Source organism: Streptomyces chattanoogensis (assembly GCF_001294335.1).
In the GTDB taxonomy this organism is placed as follows: domain Bacteria; phylum Actinomycetota; class Actinomycetes; order Streptomycetales; family Streptomycetaceae; genus Streptomyces; species Streptomyces chattanoogensis.
The window spans coordinates 82,838-101,263 of sequence record NZ_LGKG01000142.1; the positions used below are offsets into that span (position 1 = coordinate 82,838).

Below are 18,426 nucleotides of genomic sequence, written 5' to 3' on the forward strand. Positions count from 1 at the left end.
CGGCGTTTCCGAAATGTCCCAAGAGCTCCGCCATCAGGCCGCTCCGGCGCCGTGCGATGCAGCCCGGCTTCCGGGGGATCAAGGAACGGCCCAGACGGAGCGAAGCGATGGGGTACGGGGCACCTCCCGCGCTCCTGAGGCGTGCGGGAGCACCGGTCGCCGCGGCCCTGCCGGCCCTGCCGGCCCTGATCCACCGGATGCACCTAGTGCGGCGCCCCCCGCCACCCCGCCACCGGCAGGGCGAACTTGGCCACCAGACGATCCGTGAAGGAGGCATGATGCAGCCGGGCCAGGCGCACGGGCACGGCGCCGCGGCGGACCTCGACGCGGGCGCCCGCGGGGAGTTCGACGCTGCGGCGGCCGTCGCACCACAGCACACCGTGCGGGGTCTTGGGCTGGACCTCGACCGCCAGCACCGAACGCGGGGAGGTGACCAGCGGCTTGGCGAAGAGGGCATGCGCGCTGATCGGGACCATCAGCAGGGCCTCGACCTCGGGCCAGACCACCGGGCCGCCCGCCGAGAAGGCATACGCGGTCGAGCCGGTGGGGGTCGCGCAGACCACCCCGTCACCGCCGAAGCGCGAGACGGGCCGGCCGTCGACCTCGGTGACGACCTCCAGCATGCGCTCCCGCGCCGCCTTCTCCACGGACGCCTCGTTCAGCGCCCAGTCGGTGTGCACCACACTGCCGTTGTTGCGCACCAGGACGTCGAGGGTCATCCGCTCCTCGACCTCGTACGCGCGGGTGACGACCCGGTCGACAACCTTGTCGAGGTCGTCGCGTTCGGCCTCCGCCAGGAAGCCGACCCGGCCGAGGTTGACCCCGAGCATGGGTACCCCGGACGTCCGGGCGAAGTCCGCGCCGCGCAGCAGTGTGCCGTCGCCGCCGAGGACCACCAGGAGTTCGCAGCCCTCGGCCGCGCACTGCTCGGAGGCGACGCGTTCGACGGCCGTCGGCAGCGGCAGGTCCGCGGCCTCCTCCGCCAGCACCCGCACCCCGATGCCGCTGCGCAGCAGCCCCTGGACGACGAGTTCGGCGCTGCGGATGGCCGCGGGACGGCCGGTGTGCGCGAGCAGGAAGATCTTCCGCTCCGCGCCGTTGTGTTCGTGTGCTGCGCTGCCTTCAACTGCCTTGGTTGTGGTCAACGAGGCCCCTCCGCCACTGCACGGTCGACATCCGCCGGGTCGAGTGCTGGCGCCCCGGCGCGCAGCCACAGAAAGTACTCGACATTCCCGGAAGGTCCAGGCAGCGGGCTCGCGGTCACGCCAAGTACGCCGAGTCCGAGGTCCGCGGCCCGGCCCGCGACGCCGCGCACCGCCTCGGCCCGCAGCTCGGCGCTGCGCACGACCCCGCCGCTGCCCAGGCGTTCCTTGCCCACCTCGAACTGCGGCTTGACCATCATGACGAGGTCGGCGTCGGGGGCGGCGCAGGCGACAAGAGCGGGCAGGACCAGGCCGAGGGGGATGAAGGAGAGATCGCCGACGATGAGGTCGACGGGCTGCGAGTCGATCTGCTCGAGCGTCAACTCGCGTACGTTCGTGCGGTCCTTCACAGTGACCCGGTCGTCGCTCTGCAGGGACCAGGCGAGCTGTCCGTAGCCGACGTCGACGGCGACCACATGTCCGGCCCCGGCGCGTAGCAGGACATCGGTGAAGCCGCCGGTGGAGGCGCCGGCGTCCAGCGCCCGGCGGCCCTTGATCCGCAGGCCCTGCGGGACGAAGGCGGCGAAGGCGCCGGCCAGCTTGTGGCCGCCGCGCGAGACGTAGTCGGGGTCCCCGGCGTCCTCGCGGACGACCACGGCCGCGCTGGTCTCCACCTGGGTGGCCGGCTTGGTCGCGGTGGTCCCGCCGACGGTCACCCGTCCGGCGGCGATCAGCTGGCTCGCGTGCTCGCGCGAGCGGGCCAGCTTGCGGCGCACCAGCTCCGCGTCGAGTCGGCGTCGTGCCACTCCTGCCACCTGTGGTTCAGCTCCTGTTGTCGTGCGTCGTCGAGAAAGTCGAGGAAGGTGTGGGCGGCCCGGGGCGCTGGTCGAGAGCGGCCAGTGCATCGCGCAGCCCACGGTGCACATCCTCGTACACCTCGAGGTGGCCGCTCACGGGGAGGTGGTCGGCATCGGCGAGACGCCGCAGCCGGGCATCGACCGCCGCATCGCCGGTGGGGGTCACCCCGACCCCGAGCGGCTCCGGCCCGGCGGGCCCGGCAGACTCGGCAGGCCCGGCAGCCTCCACGGACCCGGCAGCCTCCACGGACCCCGCGGGCTCCCCGCTCGCGGCGGCCTCCCCCGGCCCGGCATGCTCCGGCCCGGCGGGCCCCGCAGGACCGCCCCCCGTGACTGCCTCCGGCCCCTGGCCGGACGTCGGCTCTTCCATACCCCCGACGCTACCTTGGCGCAGGCCGTCCACGGCGAACGAGCCGCCCACGACCTGGCGTATCGTCGCTCACGATGGCAACCCTCGACCAGTGCCGCGCCGCGCTCGACCGGCTGGCCCAGAACATGACCACGGCGGACGGCGACGTACGCAGCGCCGCCGCCCTCGACCGCTCACTCAGCTGCCGCATCACCGACCTGGACGTGACCTTCCTCGGCCGCCTGGCCGACGGCACCATCAAGGGCATCACCAGCGTCCCCGGCCCGCCGCCGCACAAGGCCGAGGTCCGCCTCGCCATGTCCGGCGACGATCTGCTGGCGCTGGTGGACGGCCAACTCAACTTCGCCAGGGCCTGGGGCAGCGGCCGCGTCAGGCTGGAGGCGAGCCTGCGCGACCTGCTGCGCCTCAGGACGCTGCTGTAGCCGACGCCGTCGGCACCGCGGAGGCGGTCACCGCAGCCGCGGCCGCCGCCTTACGGGGCTTGCGCGCCGCCGGGACGATGAGCGGAGTGCCGGTCTCCGGATCGTCGATGACCTGGCAGGACAGGCCGAAGACCCGCTGCACCAGCTCGGCCGTGACCACCTCGCACGGCGCGCCCTCGGCGATCACGGCGCCGTCCTTCATGGCGATGAGATGGGTCGCGTAACGGGCGGCGTGGTTGAGGTCGTGCAGCACGGCCACCAGGGTGCGCCCCTGTTCCTCGTGCAGCTCCGCGCACAGGTCCAGCACCTCGATCTGATGCTGGATGTCCAGGTATGTCGTCGGCTCGTCCAGCAGGAACAGCGGCGTCTGCTGGGCCAGTGCCATCGCGATCCAGACGCGCTGCCGCTGCCCGCCGGAGAGTTCGTCGACATAGCGCTCGGCCAGCCCGCCGACGCCGGTGGCCGCCATCGACTCCTGGACGATCCGCTCGTCCTCGGCCGACCACTGCCGCAGCAGCCCCTGGTGCGGATAGCGGCCGCGCGCCACCAGGTCCGCGACGGTGATCCCGTCCGGCGCGACGGAGGTCTGGGGCAGCAGTCCGAGCGTGCGGGCGACCTTCTTGGCGGGGAGGGAGGAGATCGCCGAACCGTCCAGCAGCACCGATCCCGCGCTGGGCTTCAGCATCCGTGACAGGGCGCGCAGCAGCGTCGACTTGCCGCAGGCGTTCGGGCCGACGATGACCGTGAAGGAGTGGTCGGGGATGGTGACCGAGAGGTTCTCGGCGATGACCCGCTGGTCGTAGGCGAGGGTGACGTTCTCGGCCGCGAGACGGCTCACTTCGGGACTCCTGGGGATTGTCGTGATCACTGCTGTTGTCCGGCGGGCGCGAGGGGCGCGGCGGAGGCGGTCGGTACGCGGCGGGGGCGGTCGGCAGGCAGCGAAACGCGGCGCCGGCGGGAGGACGCAGACATCCGGCCGTACCGCTCCGCCCCGCGGCCACACCCGCCCCGCCGTCACATCCGCCCCACCCGCCGCTCCCTGGCCAGCAGCCACAGCAGATAGCCGCCGCCGAGTACGCCGGTCAGCACCCCCACCGGCAGCTGGTCGGCGCCGAAGAGACGTTGCGCGGACCAGTCCGCGGCGACCAGCAGGACGGCGCCCATCAGGGCGGCGGGCAGCAGGTTGGGGCCGGGGGACCGGGTGAGGCGACGGGCGAGCTGGGGCGCGGTGAGGGCCACGAAGGCGATGGGCCCGGTCGCGGCGGTGGCGGAGGCGACGAGCAGCACCGCGGCGAGCAGCGTCACGACGCGGACCCGGTCGACCCGTACGCCGAGCGCATACGCGGCGTCGTCGCCCATCTCCAGCATCCGCAGCGGCCGTCCGTGGAGCAGCAGCAGCGGGAGGAGGGCGGCGCAGACGGCGGCCAGCGGCCCGACCTGGTCCCAGTCGCGGCCGTTGAGGGAGCCGTTCATCCAGATGGTGGCCCGGGTCGCCTCGACGATGTTGGCCTTGGTGAGGAGGTACAGCACGAGGGCGTAGAGCATCGCGGAGGCGCCGATTCCGACGAGCACGAAGCGGTAGCCCTGGATGCCGCGCTTCCAGGCGAGCAGGAAGATGGCGACGCCGGTGGCCACTCCGCCGACGACGGATCCGGCGGCGACCGCGACGGTCCCGCCCTGGAAGTAGACGATGACGACCAGCGCGCCGACGGACGACCCCTGGGCGAAGCCCAGCACGTCGGGGCTGCCGAGCGGGTTGCGGGAGACGGCCTGGAAGACCGCCCCGGAGATCCCGAACGCGGCGCCGGCCAGCAGTCCCACCAGGACGCGCGGCAGCCGGAGGTCCTGGACGATGAATTCCTGGCCCGGGTTGCCGCCGCCGGTGAGGGTGCTCAGCACCTCGGCGGGCGTCATCGGGTAGTCGCCGGAGCCGATCAGCGCGATCGCGGCGGCCAGCGCGAGGGCCAGCAGCAGGAGGCAGGCGAGCAGGGCGCGTACGTCCAGCCGCAGCGAGAGCCCGCCCCGCGTCCGCACGGCCCGTACGCCCCGGACCCCCTTCACACCCGCCCCGGACTCCCCGGACACCTCGGACTCCCCAGGCTTCACGGTCGTACTGGTCGTACTCACAGCTGGGCCATCCTCCGACGCCGTACGAGATAGATGAAGACCGGTCCGCCGATGACGGCCGTGACGATGCCGACCTGCAGTTCGCCCGGCCGGGCCGCCACCCGGCCGAGGATGTCCGCGCCGAGCAGCAGGACCGGCGAGAGCACCGCGGAGTACGGCAGGATCCAGCGCATGTCGGGCCCGGTGAGGGCCCGTACGGCATGCGGGACCATCAGGCCGACATAGACGATCGGCCCGCAGACCGCGGTCGCGCCGCCGCACAGCAGGGTGACCGCGAGCATCGCCAGGACGCGGGTGCGGGTCAGCTTGGTGCCCAGGGCGCGCGCCTGGTCGTCGCCGAGCGCGATGGCGTTCAGCGGCCGGGCGAGCAGCAGGGCGAGGACCGCGCCGACGGCGAGGAACGGTGCGATGCCGGTGACCGTGGGCATGGTGGCCGAGGCCAGCGAACCGACCGTCCAGAAGCGCATCTTGTCCAGCGCCGCGGTGTCCGTGAGGTTGACGGCGTTGAGGTAGCCGGTGAGCACGGCGGTGAGTGCGGTACCGGCCAGGGCGAGCCGTACGGGAGTGGCGCTGCGGGTGCCGCCGAGGACGTAGACGGCGACATTGACCACCGCGGCGCCGAGGAAGGCGAACCACACATAGCCCGTCAGCGAGGTGACGCCCAGGAAGCTGATGGCGGAGACGACCGCCGCCGAGGCACCGGCGTTGATACCGAGAACTCCGGGGTCGGCGAGGGGATTCCGGGTCAGCGCCTGCATGACCGTACCGGCCAGGCCCAGGGCGGCGCCGACGATCAGTCCGAGGAGGGTGCGGGGCAGCCGCACATCGCGGATGACGACGTCGGTGGCGGATCCGGAGTAGTGGAAGAGCCCGTGCCAGACCTGGTCGAGGGGGATCTGTTTGGCACCGACGGCGATGCCCGCGACGGTGATGACGGCCAGTACGGCCACGGAGGCGGCCAGCCCCGCGAAGGGGGCACCTCCCATGCCCATAAGGCAATGGGGGAAGGTGAGCCGCCGGCGCCGCGGCGCCGCCCGGTCCGGGGCCGTGGCCGCCGTGGTCGCTACGGGAGTTGCTTCGGGGGGACTGTCAGCCAACACGAGAGTTAGGTTAGCCTACCCTCACATCGCCCGGCCTTGAGGGCCCCCGCCCCCTCCCAGAGAGAAGCGCACCCACCATGAGCACCACCCGAAGCGTAACTGTGTCCCGCCGCGGAATCCTGGCCGCGGGCGGCGCCGTCGGCATCGGCGCCCTGCTCGCCGCCTGCGGTGGTGACAAGGGTGCGGCGGGCGCCAACGGCGTTGCCAAGGGCGGCCCGTGGTCCTTCACCGACGACCGGAAGCAGAAGGTCTCCCTCGACCACACCCCGCAGCACATCGTCGCCTTCACCGGCACCGCCGCCGCACTGCACGACTTCGGCATCGACGAGCAGATAGTCGGCGTCTTCGGCCCGACCAGGCTCAAGAACGGCAAGCCCGATCCGCAGGCCGGCGACCTGGACATCAGCAAGGTCACCATCCTCGGCAACGCCTACGACCAGTTCAACGTCGAGAAGTACGCGGGCCTGAGCCCCGATCTGCTGATCACCAACATGTTCGAGCCGGGCGCCCTGTGGTTCGTCCCAGACGACAGCAAGGACAAGATCACCGGGCTGGCCAAGTCCGTCGCGATCACCTCCGCCCGTGTGCCGCTGCTCACCATCATCGAGCGGTACGCCGAGCTGGCGAAGTCGCTGGGCGCCGACCTGAAGGCCAAGAAGGTCACCGACGCCAAGGCCCGCTTCGAAAAGGCCGCCGCCGCACTGCGCAAGGCCGCCACATCGCACCCCGTCAAGGTGCTCGCCTGCTCCGGCAGCGCCGGTCTCTTCTACGCCTCCAACCCCGGCATCAGTGCCGACCTCATGTACTTCAAGTCCCTCGGTGTCGACCTGATCGTCCCCGACCACCTCGACAAGGGCGGCTACTTCGAGAGCCTGAGCTGGGAGAACGCCGACAAGTACCGGGCCGATGTCCTGCTGCTGGACAACCGGACGGCCACCCTCCAGCCCAAGGACCTGGCCGCCAAGCCCTCCTGGGCCAAGCTTCCCGCCGTCAAGGCCGGCCAGGTCACGCCCTGGTCGAGCGAGCCGCGCTTCTCGTACGCGGGCGCGGCACCGCTGCTCGAGTCGCTCACCAAGGCGATCGAAGGCGCCAAGAAGGTCAGCTGAGGTGACGGCCGCGGCGGATCACCGGCACCGGCCCGCCGCGGTCTCCCAACCCCCGCCACCCCCCGCACGGAAGGTCCCCGACATGACCACGACCGCCGCCCCCGCCACCGCGCCCTTCCGCTTCTTCGATGTCCATGTCGTCCGCACCAGGCGGGTGAGCCCCTCCGTCGTCCGCGTCACCTTCGGCGGCGAACGGCTGGACGCCCTGGCGTCCGGCGGCCGCGACCAGCGCTTCAAGCTCTTCCTCCCGCAGCCGCACCAGGACCGGCCGGTCTTCGAGGACACCTCGGACGGCTGGTACACCACCTGGCGCGCGCAGGATCCGGCCGAGCGCCCGCTGATGCGCTCGTACACGATCCGCGAAAAGCGGTGTCACTCCGGGGAGTTCGACGTGGACTTCGCGCTGCACGGTGCCGGGCACGGCACGGCGGCGGGCGGTCCCGCGGCCCGCTGGGCCGCCGGCGCCCGGCCCGGCGACCGGCTGACCGTCCTCGCCCCGGTCGTCGAGGACAACGGCGGCGTCGACTTCCGGCCACCCACGGGCACCGACTGGATCCTGCTCACCGGCGACGAGACGGCGCTGCCCGCCATCGCCGGCATCCTGTCCTGGCTGTCCCCCGGCACCCGGGCCAAGGTCTGGATCGAGATCGCCCACGAGGACGACCGTCAGCCGCTGCCCACCTTCGCCGACGCCGACATCACCTGGCTCGTACGGGACGGCGACCCCGGCCGGCTGCCGGCGGCCCTGCGCACCGCCGAACTGCCCGAGGGCACCCCGTACGCCTGGATCGCCGGCGAGGCCGGGACCGTCAAGGCCGTCCGCCGGCATCTCGTAAGGGACCGCGGAATCGACCGCAGGGCCGTGAAGTTCACCGGCTACTGGCGGCGCGGCGCCACCGAGGAGGACCTGCTCGCGGAGCTGACGGCGGGCACGGCACCGGCGGACGGCGAGGACTGACCGACGACGCTGACCGGACGCGCCCGCCTCACCTGCCGATCCGCCCCAGCGCCTTCCCCGCGTCCCCTTCCCAACTGCCGTCCCCGGCCGCCGTCCAGGCCGCCGCGCACAGCGCGCGCAGCCCGTCCAGCGGTGCGCCGTCACCGTCCAGGACGAGCGCGTCCCCGGCCGCCTCGGCACGCCAGCCGCCGCACCGGAAGCCGCCGTCCTCCGGGGTCACCGGAGGCTGCGGCTGCAGCACGCCCCGCAGATCGGCGTCCACATACGTCGGCCGGTGCTGCGGCGGCGCGGCCAGCAGCTCCGCGGCCGTGGTGACGCCGGTGAGCACCAGCAGCGAGTCGACCCCGCCGTTGTACGCGCCCTCGATATCCGTATCGAGCCGGTCGCCGATCACCAGCGGCCGCTTCGCCCCGGTCCGCAGCACGGTCTCCCGGTGCATCGGCGGCTGCGGTTTGCCCGCCACCTGCGGCGCCCCGCCCGCGGCGATCCGCACCACCTCCACCAGCGCGCCGTTGCCGGGGGCGATCCCGCGCTCCTTGGGGATGGTCAGATCGGTGTTGGACGCGAACCACGGCACCCCGCGCTGCACCGCGTACGCCGCCTCCGCCAGCCGCGCCCAGTCCAGCGTGGGGTCATAGCCCTGCACCACGGCCGCCGGGTCGTCGTCCGCCGACGCCACCGGTTCCAGTCCGCGCTCGCGCAGCGCCACCCGCAGCCCCTCGCCCCCCACGGCCAGCACCCGCGCACCGCGCGGCACCTGCTCGGAGATCAGCCGCGCCACCGCCTGCGCCGAGGTGATCACATCGTCCGGCCCGGTCGGCAGCCCGAAGCCGGTGAGCTGATCGGCGACCGCCTGCGGGGTACGGGCCGCGTTGTTCGTCACATACGCCAGGTGCATACCGCCGTCCCGCGCCGCCGTCAGCGACTCCACGGCGTACGCGATGGCCTCCCCGCCGGCGTAGACGACACCGTCCAGATCCAGCAGCGCGGTGTCGTACGCCGCACTCAGCGCACGCTCGCACCCGTCGGGCTGCCTGCGAATCCGCTCGTTCATGCCGTCTCGCTCCTCGCTCCCACGCATCGTCGTCCCAGTGTCCGACGCGTATCCGGACGCCTGCGCTCCGGGGTCCGCTCTCCTCGCACACCGGCACATCCAGCCGATATTTCCGGCCAACCGCGCGCTGTACCCCGATCTTCCCTCATCGCGCAATCGGCATAGCATTCTTCAATGACCAGCACCGACGGCCTTCGCCTCCTCCCGTTCCGTGGACTGCGCTACGCCCCGGACCGGGTCAGCAGCCTCACCGCTGTCACCTCCCCGCCGTACGACGTCGTGGTCCGGCCGGACGGCGTGCGCGAACTGGAGACCGCGGATCCGTACAACATCGTCCGGCTGATCCTGCCGCACGCCGCCGACCCCGGTGCCGCTCCCCGCCAGGCCGCCGACACCCTGCACCGCTGGCGCGCGGAGGGTGTCCTGCGGCCGGACGACCGGCCCGCGCTGTATGTGTACGAGCAGCGCAGCGGCGAGGTGCTGCAGCGCGGGCTGATCGGCGCGCTGCGCCTGGACGGGCCGGTGCTGCCGCACGAGGACGTCATTCCGGAGGTGGTCGAGGACCGCGCCGCCCTGATGCGCGAGGCGGCCGCCAATTTCGAGCCGTTGCTGCTCTCGTACCGCGGCCAGGGCACGGCCACCGGCGCCACCGCCGTCATCGAGCGGACCGTGCAGTCCGCCCCGCTGCTCGCCACCACCACCGAGGACGGCTTCGCGCACCGTCTGTGGGCCGTGTCCGACCCCGCCGACCTGGCCGCCATCAACGCCGATCTCGCCCGCCGCGAGGCGCTGATCGCGGACGGCCACCACCGCTGGGCGACGTACCAGCGGCTCTACGAGCAGCAGCCGGGCGCCACTTCGGACTCCCCCTGGGCCTTTGGCCTGGTGCTGCTGGTCGACACCGCCCGCTATCCGCTGCAGGTCCGGGCGATCCACCGCGTCCTGCCGCATCTGCCGGTCGGCAAGGCGCTGATGGGGGTGGCCGGCGCCTTCCGCGTCCGCCGGCTGCCGGGCGGGCTGTCCGCCGCCATGGAGACCCTCGAGGAGACGCCCGGCAACGCCTTCGTCCTGGCCGGCGGCCCGGACTCCTTCCACCTCCTGGACCGCCCCGACCCCGGGCTGCTCGACCGTACGATCCGCACCGACCGGCCCGAGGCGTGGCGTCGGCTGGACGCCACCGTGCTGCACTCCGCCCTGCTGGACGAGGTCTGGCGCATTCCCGACCGTCCGTCGGACATCGGCTATCTGCACCACGCCGAGGCCGCCGTCGCCCAGGCCGCCCGGCACGGCGGCACCGCCGTGCTGATGCGCGCCACCTCCGAGGACACGGTCCGTCAACTCGCCCAGTGCGGCGTGACGATGCCGCGCAAGTCCACCTCCTTCGGGCCCAAGCCGGCCACCGGCCTGGTCATGCGCACGCTGGACGACGGCGAGAACTGAATCCCCAGCCGGTCGGCCCTCTTGACGGCACCCCATACCCACCCGAAGGGCTAGTTAGGTTAGGCTTACCTCACTACGTCGCTCCGGGTGGGTTTCCCGCCCCTGCGCACCCATCCCCCTGGGCACCTCTCCGCCCTGCGCAGGACGTGGTCAACCCCGTATCAGGGAGGACACCTTCATGAGCCTCCTCGCGCCCTCCGCCGAGGATCCGTCGCCCGCCGGTATATCCCCCACCGAACCGGCCGACAGCAGAGCCCATCTGCTCAACAACGCCACCGCCGCCCGCTACCGCGCCGCCGTGACCGAATCCGTCGCCCGCGTCAGCGCCAGAATCGCCGCCACCGACCGCCCGTTCACCGGGATTTCCGTCGAGGGCCTCACGCCCACCGTGGCCGCCGTCGACCTCGAGGCGCCGCTCCACGACCCGGCCGCCGCCCTCGACGAACTCGAAGAGGTCTACCTCCGCGACGCCGTCTACTTCCACCACCCGCGCTATCTCGCGCACCTCAACTGCCCCGTGGTGATTCCGGCCCTGGTCGGCGAGGCCGTCCTCGCCGCCGTCAACTCCTCGCTGGACACCTGGGACCAGAGCGCCGGCGGCACCCTCATCGAGCGGCGTCTGATCGACTGGACGGCCGGCCGCGCCGGCCTCGGCGAGCACGCCGACGGCATCTTCACCAGCGGCGGCAGCCAGTCCAACCTCCAGGCCATGCTCCTCGCCCGCGACGAGGCCTGCCGCCGGGAGCTGACCCGCGACGGAGCGCCGGCGGGCGCCCGGCTCACCGACGTCCTGCCCCGGCTGCGCATCCTCACCTCCGAGTGCAGCCACTTCAGCATCCGCAAATCGGCCACCCTGCTCGGCATGGGCGCCGAGGCCGTCATCTCCGTACCGGCCGACGAGCACAGGCGGATGCGCACCGACGACCTGACCGACGAGCTGGCGCGCTGCCATCGCGACGGCCTGATCCCCATGGCCGTCGTCGCCACCGCCGGCACCACCGACTTCGGCTCCATCGACCCGCTTCCCGAGATCGCCGACCTCTGCGTCCGGTACGGAGCATGGATGCATGTGGACGCGGCCTACGGCTGCGGGCTGCTGGTCTCCCGCCGCCGCGAGCTGCTCGACGGCATCGAGCGCGCCGACTCGGTGACCGTCGACTACCACAAGTCCTTCTTCCAGCCGGTCAGTTCGAGCGCCGTCCTGGTCCGCGACCGGTCCACCCTCCGCCATGTCACCTACCACGCGGACTACCTCAACCCGCGCCGGATGGCGGAGCGGCGCATCCCCAACCAGGTCGACAAGTCGATCCAGACCACCCGCCGCTTCGACGCCCTCAAACTCTGGCTCACCCTGCGCATCATGGGCGCCGGGGCCCTCGGCGAGCTCTTCGACGAGGTCATCGACCGCGCCGCGGACGCCTGGAAGCTCCTCCACGACGACCCCCGCTTCGAGGTGGTCGTGGAGCCCCAGCTCAGCACCCTGGTCTTCCGGTACGTACCGGCCACCGGGCCGGATCCCGACGTCATCGACCAGGTCAACCTGCACGCCCGGGACGCCCTGTTCGCCTCCGGCGACGCCATCGTCGCGGGCACCAAGGTCGACGGCCGCCACTACCTCAAATTCACCCTGCTCAACCCGGAGACCACGCTCGAGGACATCGCCACCGTCCTCGACCTGATCGCCGAACACGCCGGCAGTTACCTGGCCGAGCGGCCCGAACCGGCCCTCAGCGCCCGCTGACCCTCCCCCATGCCTTGAGGCATGGGAGGTGCCCCCTTCCCGAGCCGCCCCCCTTCCCGGAGAACCCCTGTGTCCGCCGCGCCCCGCCACTCCTGCCCCGACGACCCCTACGACTTCATCGCCATCGGCCTCGGCCCCTTCAACCTGGGCCTGGCCTGCCTGACCGCCCCCATCACCGAACTCGACGGCCTGTTCCTCGACGACAAGCCGGCCTTCGACTGGCACCCCGGCATGATGCTGGACAGCACCCATCTCCAGGTGCCCTTCATGGCCGACCTGGTCACCCTCGCCGACCCCACCTCCCCCTTCTCCTTCCTCAACTACCTCAAGGAATCGGGGCGGCTGTACCCGTTCTACATCCGCGAGAACTTCTATCCCCTGCGGGCCGAGTTCAACGACTACTGCCGCTGGGCGGCCGGCAAACTCGACACCGTCCGCTTCGCCCACCAGGTCACCACCGTCGAGTACGACGAGAGCGCCCAGCTCTACGTCGTCCACGCCGACCACCAGGGCGCACGCCGCACCTTCCGCGCCCGCAAGATCGTCCTCGGCACCGGCACCCCGCCCCACATCCCCGACGCCTGCCGGGACCTGGGCGGCGACCTCCTGCACAACGCCGACTACCTGGACGCCAAGGCCGCTCTCCAGGCCAAGGACTCGATCACCCTCATCGGCAGCGGCCAGAGCGCCGCCGAGATCTACTTCGACCTCCTCCAGGACATCGACAGCCACGGCTACCACCTGACCTGGGCGACCCGCTCCCCCCGCTTCTTCCCCCTCGAATACACCAAGCTCACCCTGGAGATGACCTCCCCGGAGTACGTGGACTACTTCCACGCCCTCCCCGCGGCCACCCGCGACCGTCTCAACACCACCCAGAAACACCTCTACAAGGGCATCGACTCGGAGCTGATCAACGACATCTTCGATCTGCTCTACCAGAAGAGCCTCGCGGGCCCCGTCCCCACCCGGCTCCTCACCAACTCCGCACTGCACAGCGCGAGTTACGAAGCCGCATCCGGCACCTACACCCTCGGCCTGCGCCAGGAGGAACAGGGCCAGGACTACTCCCTCGACACCCAGGGCCTGATCCTCGCCACCGGCTACCGCCACCGCGTACCGGACTTCCTCACCCCCGTCCGCGACCGCATCGCCTGGGACGACAGCGGCCGCTACGACGTCGCCCGCAACTACAGCATCGACACCACCGGCCACGGCATCTTCGTGCAGAACGCCGAGCTGCACACCCACGGCTTCGTCACCCCCGACCTCGGCATGGCCGCGTACCGCAACTCCTGCATCATCCGCGAGCTGCTCGGCCGCGAGTACTACCCGGTCGAAAAGGCCATCGCCTTCCAGGAATTCGCCGCCCCGGCCGCCGCCCCGCACCACTTCCCGGAGATCCCCGCAGCATGACCACCCCCCTCTTCACCCGCACCGACACCACACTCGGGGACTTCTCCCTGCGGCCCGTGGAGCCGGCCGCCGACGCCACACTCCTGCACTCCTGGGTCACCCACCCCAAAGCCGTCTTCTGGCTGATGCAGGACTTCGGCCTCGCCGCCGTCGAGAAGGAATTCACGCGCATCGCCGCCGACCCACACCACGACGCGTTCCTCGGCCTGCACAACGGCACCCCGGCCTTCCTGATGGAGCGCTACGACCCCGCGCACCGCGAACTGGTCGGCATCCACGCCGCCGCACCCGGCGATGTCGGCATGCACTTCCTCACGGCCCCCACCGCCACCCCCTTGCACGGCTTCACCCGCGCCGTGATCACCACCGTCATGGAGATGCTCTTCACCGACCCGGCCACCCACCGCGTCGTCGTCGAGCCGGACGCCCGCAACACCGCCGTCCACGCCCTTAACAAGGCCGTCGGCTTCGAGGTCCTGCGCACCGTCTCGCTCCCCTCCAAGGACGCCTACCTCAGCACCTGCACCCGCGACCAGTTCCTGGCCACCCAAGGAGACCACCGATGACCACCCCCGGCCTTGCCGCCCAGGACGCCGTCGCCCACCTCACCCCCGGCCTGTGGGCCGAGGCCAACCGCCTGCTGATCCGCAAGGCCCTCGCCGAATTCGCCCACGAACGGCTGCTCACCCCCAAGCGCCTCCCCCAGGACGGCCACTACGCCGTACGCAGCGACGACGGCGGCACCGAATACCGCTTCGCCGCCCGCAGACAGGCCCTCGACCACTGGCAGGTCGACCCCGACAGCATCACCCGCCACCGCGGCCACGACGAACTCCCCCTGGACGCCCTGGAGTTCTTCATCGAACTCCGCAACTTCCTGGGCCTCGGCCCGTCGATCCTCCCCGTCTACCTCGAGGAGATCAGCTCCACCCTCTCCGGCACCGCGTACAAACTCGCCGCCGACCGGCCCTCCGCCGCCGAGCTCGCACAATCCGGCTTCCAGGCCGTCGAAACCGGCATGACCGAGGGCCACCCCTGCTTTGTCGCCAACAACGGCCGCCTCGGCTTCGGCATCCACGAGTACCACGCCTACGCCCCCGAAGCCGCCGCCCCCGTCCGGCTCCTCTGGCTCGCCGCCCGCCGCGACCACGCCACCTTCACCGCCGGCACCGGCCTCGACTACGACACCCTCATCCGCGACGAACTCGACGAAGCAACGGTGAAGCGCTTCACCACCACCCTCACCGACCTCGGCCTCACCCCCTCCGACTACTACTTCTTCCCCACCCACCCCTGGCAGTGGTGGAACAAGCTGTCCGTCACCTTCGCCGCCGAGGTCGCCCAGCAGCGCCTGGTGTGCCTCGGCCCCGGCGACGACGACCACCTCGCCCAGCAGTCCATCCGTACCTTCTTCAACACCACCGCCCCCGCCAAGCACTATGTGAAGACGGCCCTCTCCGTCCTCAACATGGGCTTCATGCGCGGCCTCTCCGCCTCCTACATGGAGGCCACCCCGGCCATCAACGACTGGCTGGCCGGCCTGATCGCCGCCGACGACACCTTCCGGGCCGCCCGCTTCTCGATCATCCGCGAGCGCGCCGCCATCGGCTACCACCACCGCCAGTACGAGGCCGCCACCGCCAAGGGCTCCCCGTACCTCAAAATGCTCGCCGCGCTGTGGCGCGAAAGCCCCGTTCCCACCCTGGAACCGGGACAACGCCTCGCCACCATGGCGTCGCTCCTCCACACCGACCGCGACGGCGACTCCTTCGCCGCCGCCCTCATCGAGGCGTCCGGCCTCGAGCCCACTGCCTGGCTCCGCCGCTACCTGGACGCCTACCTCACCCCCGTCCTCCACGCCTTCTACGCCTACGACCTGGTCTTCATGCCGCACGGCGAAAACGTCATCCTCGTCCTGGACGAGGACGGTGCGGTGGACCGCGCGATCTTCAAGGACATCGCCGAAGAGATCGCCGTCATGGTCCCCCAAGGCCTTAAGGGCCAGGGAGGTGCCCCCTTCGCCGCGGTCCTGCCCCCCGCCGTCGAACGCATCCGCGCCGACGTCCCCGAGGACAAGAAGCTCCTCTCCGTCTTCACGGATGTCTTCGACTGCTTCTTCCGCTTCCTGAGCGGCACCCTCGCCGACCGCGGCATCCTGACCGAGGAGTCCTTCTGGCGCACGGTCGCCGACTGCGTCACCGCCTACCAGGCCGCCCACCCCCACCTCGCCGCCAAGTTCACCGCATACGACCTGTTCACCGAGGAGTTCGCGCTCTCCTGCCTCAACCGCCTCCAGCTGCGGAACAACCAGGAGATGGTCGACCTCCAGGACCCGGCCGGCGCCCTCCAGCTCATCGGCACCCTCCGCAACCCGATCGCCCCGTACGCCCCCTGACCCCCCACAACGGCGAAGGGCGGGACCCCACCGGGATCCCGCCCTTCGCCGTACTCGTCCGCCAGGCAGCTGCTCAGCTACCAGACAGCTGTTCAGCCCTTCTCGGACTCGGACCGCCCCTCGGCCTCGGCCTCACCGGCAGCCCCGCCGCGCGCGTCCTCATCCGCGTCGGCGCTGTCCTCGCTGTCCTCGCTGTCTTCCAGGACATCGGTGAACTGCACCCCGTCCAGCTCCGCCAGCCGGTCCGAGGCGTCCGTCGTACCGGCCTGGTCGGCCTCCAGCGCCTTGGCGAACCAGTCACGGGCCTCGTCCTCGCGCCCGACCTCCAGCAGCGCATCCGCGTAGGCGTACCGCAGCCGGGCGGTCCACGGGTGCACGGCGTTCGACGCCAGCTCGGGGCTCTGCAGCGTCACCACCGCCGCGTCCGCCTGCCCCATGTCCCGACGGGCACCCGCCGCGACCAGCCGCATCTCGACCTGCCCGGCCCGGTCCAGCCGCTGCACCTCGGGCTCACCGGCCATCGCCAGCGCCTTCTCCGGCCGGCCCATCCCGCGCTCGCAGTCCGCCATGACGGGCCACAGCTCGACGCCACCGGTCATCCGCCGCGCCGCCCGGAACTCGCCCAGCGCCTCGCTGTACTTACCGACCGCGTACGCCGCGAAGCCCGCGGCCTCGCGCACCGCCGCAACCCTGGACGCCAGCCGCAGCGCCACCCGCGAGTACCCGTACGCCTTCTCCGGGTCCTCGTCCAGCAGCTTGGCGACCATCACCAGGTTCTTGGCCACATCCTCGGCAAGCGTCTTCGGCAGGCTCAGCAGCTCCTGCCGCACGTCCTTGTCGATCTCGTCACCGGTGACGTCCTCCGGAATCGGCAGCCGCTTGATCGGCTCCCGGTCCCGGTCACGCCGCTCGTCACGCCGGTCGTCACGCCCACGCCCGCCGCCGTACGGCCGACGCCCGCCGCGGTCATCGTCCCGACGCGGCCCGCGGTCGTCCCGCCGGAACCCGCCACGGTCCCCACCGCGGTCATCACGACGGAACCCGCCACGCTCACCGCCGCGGTCGTCCCGCCGGTAGCCGCCACCGCGCTCATCATCACGACGCGGCCCACGCGGCCGGTCGTCCCGACGGTCATCACGCCGGTCATCACGCCGGAACCCGCCCCGATCGCCACCGGACGGACGGTCATCACGACGGAACCCACCACGGTCCCCGCCGCGGTCATCACGCCGGAAGCCACCACGGTCGCCACCAGAGGGACGCTCGTCACGACGGTCGTCACGGCGGAAGCCGCCACGCTCACCGCCGCGGTCATCCCGCCGCTCGTCACGACGGTCGTCACGACGGAACCCGCCGCGGTCGTCCCGCCCTGCGTAACCGCCACCGCTGCCACCAGGCCGCCCGCCACGGTCGTCCCGCCGGAAACCGCCACGGTCCCCACCGCGGTCATCACGACGGAACCCGCCACGCTCACCGCCGCGGTCGTCCCGCCGGAAGCCGCCACCGCGCTCATCATCACGACGCGGCCCACGCGGCCGGTCGTCCCGACGGTCATCCCGACGGAACCCACCACGATCGCCACCGGACGGACGGTCATCACGACGGAACCCACCACGGTCCCCGCCGCGGTCATCCCGCCCGCCATATCCGCCACGGCCACCGCTCGGCCGGCCACCACGGTCGTCCTCACGACGCGGCCCACGCGGCCGGTCGTCCCGACGGTCATCTCGCCGGTCATCCCGACGGAACCCGCCACGGTCGCCACCGGACGGACGGTCATCGCGGCGGAATCCGCCACGGTCCCCGCCGCGATTGTCACGACCCCCATAGCCGCCGCCGGAGGGGCGTCCACCGCGGTCATCGTCACGCCGCGGCCCCCGGTCATCACGCCGGAAACCACCGCGGTCACCGCCGTCGCGCCGCTGCGGCCGGCGCTCCCAACGATCGTCGGAAGAGTTGGTGGACATCGACGTGACTCCTGTCTTCGGTACTACTTCATTCTCACGCACCGACCTGTTCGGCGCGCTTCGGCAAAACAAAAAAGGACCCTTGATCCCAGCTGAACGCTGGGACCAAGGGTCCTTGAAAGATTGTTCGGCGGCGTCCTACTCTCCCACAGGGTCCCCCCTGCAGTACCATCGGCGCTGAAAGGCTTAGCTTCCGGGTTCGGAATGTAACCGGGCGCGCAACCCGGGAACCACACAGTGGACGCGAGCAACTGAGGACAAGCCCTCGGCCTATTAGTACCAGTCAACTCCACACCTTACGGCGCTTCCATATCTGGCCTATCAACCCAGT

The 18,426-nt window shown here is 71.7% G+C and carries 17 protein-coding genes and 1 rRNA gene; 8 read left to right on the forward strand and 10 right to left on the reverse strand.

The window, feature by feature from the left end:
* Window positions 1-203 precede the first annotated feature (203 nt).
* The 3 genes from ADL29_RS21565 to ADL29_RS21575 are packed head-to-tail and all read right to left on the reverse strand — an operon-like array spanning window position 204 to window position 2,369.
* Complete coding sequence (locus tag ADL29_RS21565; RefSeq protein WP_046931385.1) at window positions 204-1,082, reverse strand: NAD kinase; 879 nt, start codon at window positions 1,080-1,082, stop codon at window positions 204-206.
* A gap of 59 nt (window positions 1,083-1,141) precedes the next feature.
* Window positions 1,142-1,957: a TlyA family RNA methyltransferase gene (locus ADL29_RS21570; protein ID WP_046928727.1), complete on the reverse strand. Its 816-nt coding sequence runs from the start codon at window positions 1,955-1,957 to the stop codon at window positions 1,142-1,144.
* A gap of 7 nt (window positions 1,958-1,964) precedes the next feature.
* Window positions 1,965-2,369 carry a hypothetical protein gene (locus ADL29_RS21575; RefSeq protein ID WP_107095039.1) on the reverse strand — a complete coding sequence of 135 codons (405 nt, stop codon included), beginning with the start codon at window positions 2,367-2,369 and terminating at the stop codon, window positions 1,965-1,967.
* A 74-nt stretch (window positions 2,370-2,443) separates the two neighbouring features.
* Here ADL29_RS21575 and ADL29_RS21580 point away from each other — a divergent pair, with 74 nt between their 5' ends.
* A complete protein-coding gene (locus tag ADL29_RS21580; RefSeq protein WP_053925251.1) occupies window positions 2,444-2,791 on the forward strand; it encodes an SCP2 sterol-binding domain-containing protein in 348 nt (115 codons plus the stop codon).
* On the opposite strand, the gene ADL29_RS21585 is transcribed toward ADL29_RS21580, so the two are convergent.
* The 3 genes from ADL29_RS21585 to ADL29_RS21595 all read right to left on the reverse strand — a co-directional run bounded on the left by ADL29_RS21585 (window position 2,775) and on the right by ADL29_RS21595 (window position 5,904).
* On the reverse strand, window positions 2,775-3,629 hold the full coding sequence (locus ADL29_RS21585; protein WP_053925252.1) for an ABC transporter ATP-binding protein: 855 nt from the start codon (window positions 3,627-3,629) through the stop codon (window positions 2,775-2,777). The genes ADL29_RS21580 and ADL29_RS21585 overlap by 17 nt on opposite strands.
* A gap of 176 nt (window positions 3,630-3,805) precedes the next feature.
* Window positions 3,806-4,876, reverse strand: coding sequence for a FecCD family ABC transporter permease (locus ADL29_RS21590; protein WP_245689570.1), 1,071 nt, complete (start codon window positions 4,874-4,876; stop codon window positions 3,806-3,808).
* A gap of 38 nt (window positions 4,877-4,914) precedes the next feature.
* Window positions 4,915-5,904 (reverse strand): FecCD family ABC transporter permease, encoded by a 990-nt coding sequence (locus ADL29_RS21595; RefSeq protein ID WP_425424262.1) that lies wholly within the window; start codon window positions 5,902-5,904, stop codon window positions 4,915-4,917.
* A 191-nt stretch (window positions 5,905-6,095) separates the two neighbouring features.
* Here ADL29_RS21595 and ADL29_RS21600 point away from each other — a divergent pair, with 191 nt between their 5' ends.
* Window positions 6,096-7,124 carry an ABC transporter substrate-binding protein gene (locus tag ADL29_RS21600; protein WP_053925254.1) on the forward strand — a complete coding sequence of 343 codons (1,029 nt, stop codon included), beginning with the start codon at window positions 6,096-6,098 and terminating at the stop codon, window positions 7,122-7,124.
* Window positions 7,125-7,206: 82 nt separating this feature from the next.
* On the forward strand, window positions 7,207-8,082 hold the full coding sequence (locus ADL29_RS21605) for a siderophore-interacting protein (RefSeq protein ID WP_053925255.1): 876 nt from the start codon (window positions 7,207-7,209) through the stop codon (window positions 8,080-8,082).
* 28 nt (window positions 8,083-8,110) lie between these two features.
* Here ADL29_RS21605 and ADL29_RS21610 read toward each other — a convergent pair whose 3' ends face one another.
* Window positions 8,111-9,136 carry an HAD-IIA family hydrolase gene (locus tag ADL29_RS21610; RefSeq protein WP_053925256.1) on the reverse strand — a complete coding sequence of 342 codons (1,026 nt, stop codon included), beginning with the start codon at window positions 9,134-9,136 and terminating at the stop codon, window positions 8,111-8,113.
* Between the two features lie 174 nt (window positions 9,137-9,310).
* Here ADL29_RS21610 and ADL29_RS21615 point away from each other — a divergent pair, with 174 nt between their 5' ends.
* The 5 genes from ADL29_RS21615 to ADL29_RS21635 all read left to right on the forward strand — a co-directional run bounded on the left by ADL29_RS21615 (window position 9,311) and on the right by ADL29_RS21635 (window position 16,128).
* A complete protein-coding gene (locus tag ADL29_RS21615; RefSeq protein WP_053925257.1) occupies window positions 9,311-10,576 on the forward strand; it encodes a DUF1015 family protein in 1,266 nt (421 codons plus the stop codon).
* Window positions 10,577-10,754: 178 nt separating this feature from the next.
* On the forward strand, window positions 10,755-12,317 hold the full coding sequence (locus ADL29_RS21620; protein ID WP_053925258.1) for a pyridoxal phosphate-dependent decarboxylase family protein: 1,563 nt from the start codon (window positions 10,755-10,757) through the stop codon (window positions 12,315-12,317).
* Between the two features lie 69 nt (window positions 12,318-12,386).
* Entirely contained in the window at window positions 12,387-13,733 is a 1,347-nt protein-coding gene (locus ADL29_RS21625) for a lysine N(6)-hydroxylase/L-ornithine N(5)-oxygenase family protein (protein ID WP_053925259.1), read from the forward strand.
* Window positions 13,730-14,299, forward strand: coding sequence for a GNAT family N-acetyltransferase (locus tag ADL29_RS21630; RefSeq protein WP_053925260.1), 570 nt, complete (start codon window positions 13,730-13,732; stop codon window positions 14,297-14,299). Before ADL29_RS21625 ends, ADL29_RS21630 begins: the two co-directional genes overlap by 4 nt.
* Complete coding sequence (locus tag ADL29_RS21635; protein WP_053925261.1) at window positions 14,296-16,128, forward strand: IucA/IucC family protein; 1,833 nt, start codon at window positions 14,296-14,298, stop codon at window positions 16,126-16,128. The genes ADL29_RS21630 and ADL29_RS21635 overlap by 4 nt, the downstream gene beginning before the upstream one ends.
* Window positions 16,129-16,220: 92 nt before the next feature.
* Here the strand turns inward: ADL29_RS21635 and ADL29_RS44595 are convergent, their stop codons facing one another.
* The 3 genes from ADL29_RS44595 to rrf all read right to left on the reverse strand — a co-directional run bounded on the left by ADL29_RS44595 (window position 16,221) and on the right by rrf (window position 18,333).
* The gene (locus tag ADL29_RS44595; RefSeq protein ID WP_211274362.1) at window positions 16,221-17,003 is read right to left on the reverse strand and encodes a tetratricopeptide repeat protein; all 783 of its coding nucleotides are present in this window, start codon (window positions 17,001-17,003) and stop codon (window positions 16,221-16,223) included.
* Window positions 16,940-17,926, reverse strand: a complete 987-nt coding sequence (locus ADL29_RS44600; RefSeq protein ID WP_211274363.1) for a hypothetical protein — start codon at window positions 17,924-17,926, stop codon at window positions 16,940-16,942. The genes ADL29_RS44595 and ADL29_RS44600 overlap by 64 nt, the downstream gene beginning before the upstream one ends.
* A 294-nt stretch (window positions 17,927-18,220) precedes the next feature.
* Window positions 18,221-18,333: ribosomal RNA gene (gene rrf / locus ADL29_RS21650) — 5S ribosomal RNA — on the reverse strand.
* Window positions 18,334-18,426 lie beyond the last annotated feature (93 nt).

What these genes read in the sequence shown, in the direction of transcription:
- ADL29_RS21575 (WP_107095039.1), bottom strand. Translation starts at nt 2,369, where the DNA reads ATGGAAGAGCCGACGTCCGGCCAGGGGCCGGAGGCAGTCACGGGGGGC.
- ADL29_RS21580 (WP_053925251.1), top strand. Translation starts at nt 2,444, where the DNA reads ATGGCAACCCTCGACCAGTGCCGCGCCGCGCTCGACCGGCTGGCCCAG.
- ADL29_RS21595 (WP_425424262.1), bottom strand. Translation starts at nt 5,904, where the DNA reads ATGGGAGGTGCCCCCTTCGCGGGGCTGGCCGCCTCCGTGGCCGTACTG.
- ADL29_RS21600 (WP_053925254.1), top strand. Translation starts at nt 6,096, where the DNA reads ATGAGCACCACCCGAAGCGTAACTGTGTCCCGCCGCGGAATCCTGGCC.
- ADL29_RS21605 (WP_053925255.1), top strand. Translation starts at nt 7,207, where the DNA reads ATGACCACGACCGCCGCCCCCGCCACCGCGCCCTTCCGCTTCTTCGAT.
- ADL29_RS21610 (WP_053925256.1), bottom strand. Translation starts at nt 9,136, where the DNA reads ATGAACGAGCGGATTCGCAGGCAGCCCGACGGGTGCGAGCGTGCGCTG.
- ADL29_RS21615 (WP_053925257.1), top strand. Translation starts at nt 9,311, where the DNA reads ATGACCAGCACCGACGGCCTTCGCCTCCTCCCGTTCCGTGGACTGCGC.
- ADL29_RS21620 (WP_053925258.1), top strand. Translation starts at nt 10,755, where the DNA reads ATGAGCCTCCTCGCGCCCTCCGCCGAGGATCCGTCGCCCGCCGGTATA.
- ADL29_RS21630 (WP_053925260.1), top strand. Translation starts at nt 13,730, where the DNA reads ATGACCACCCCCCTCTTCACCCGCACCGACACCACACTCGGGGACTTC.
- ADL29_RS21635 (WP_053925261.1), top strand. Translation starts at nt 14,296, where the DNA reads ATGACCACCCCCGGCCTTGCCGCCCAGGACGCCGTCGCCCACCTCACC.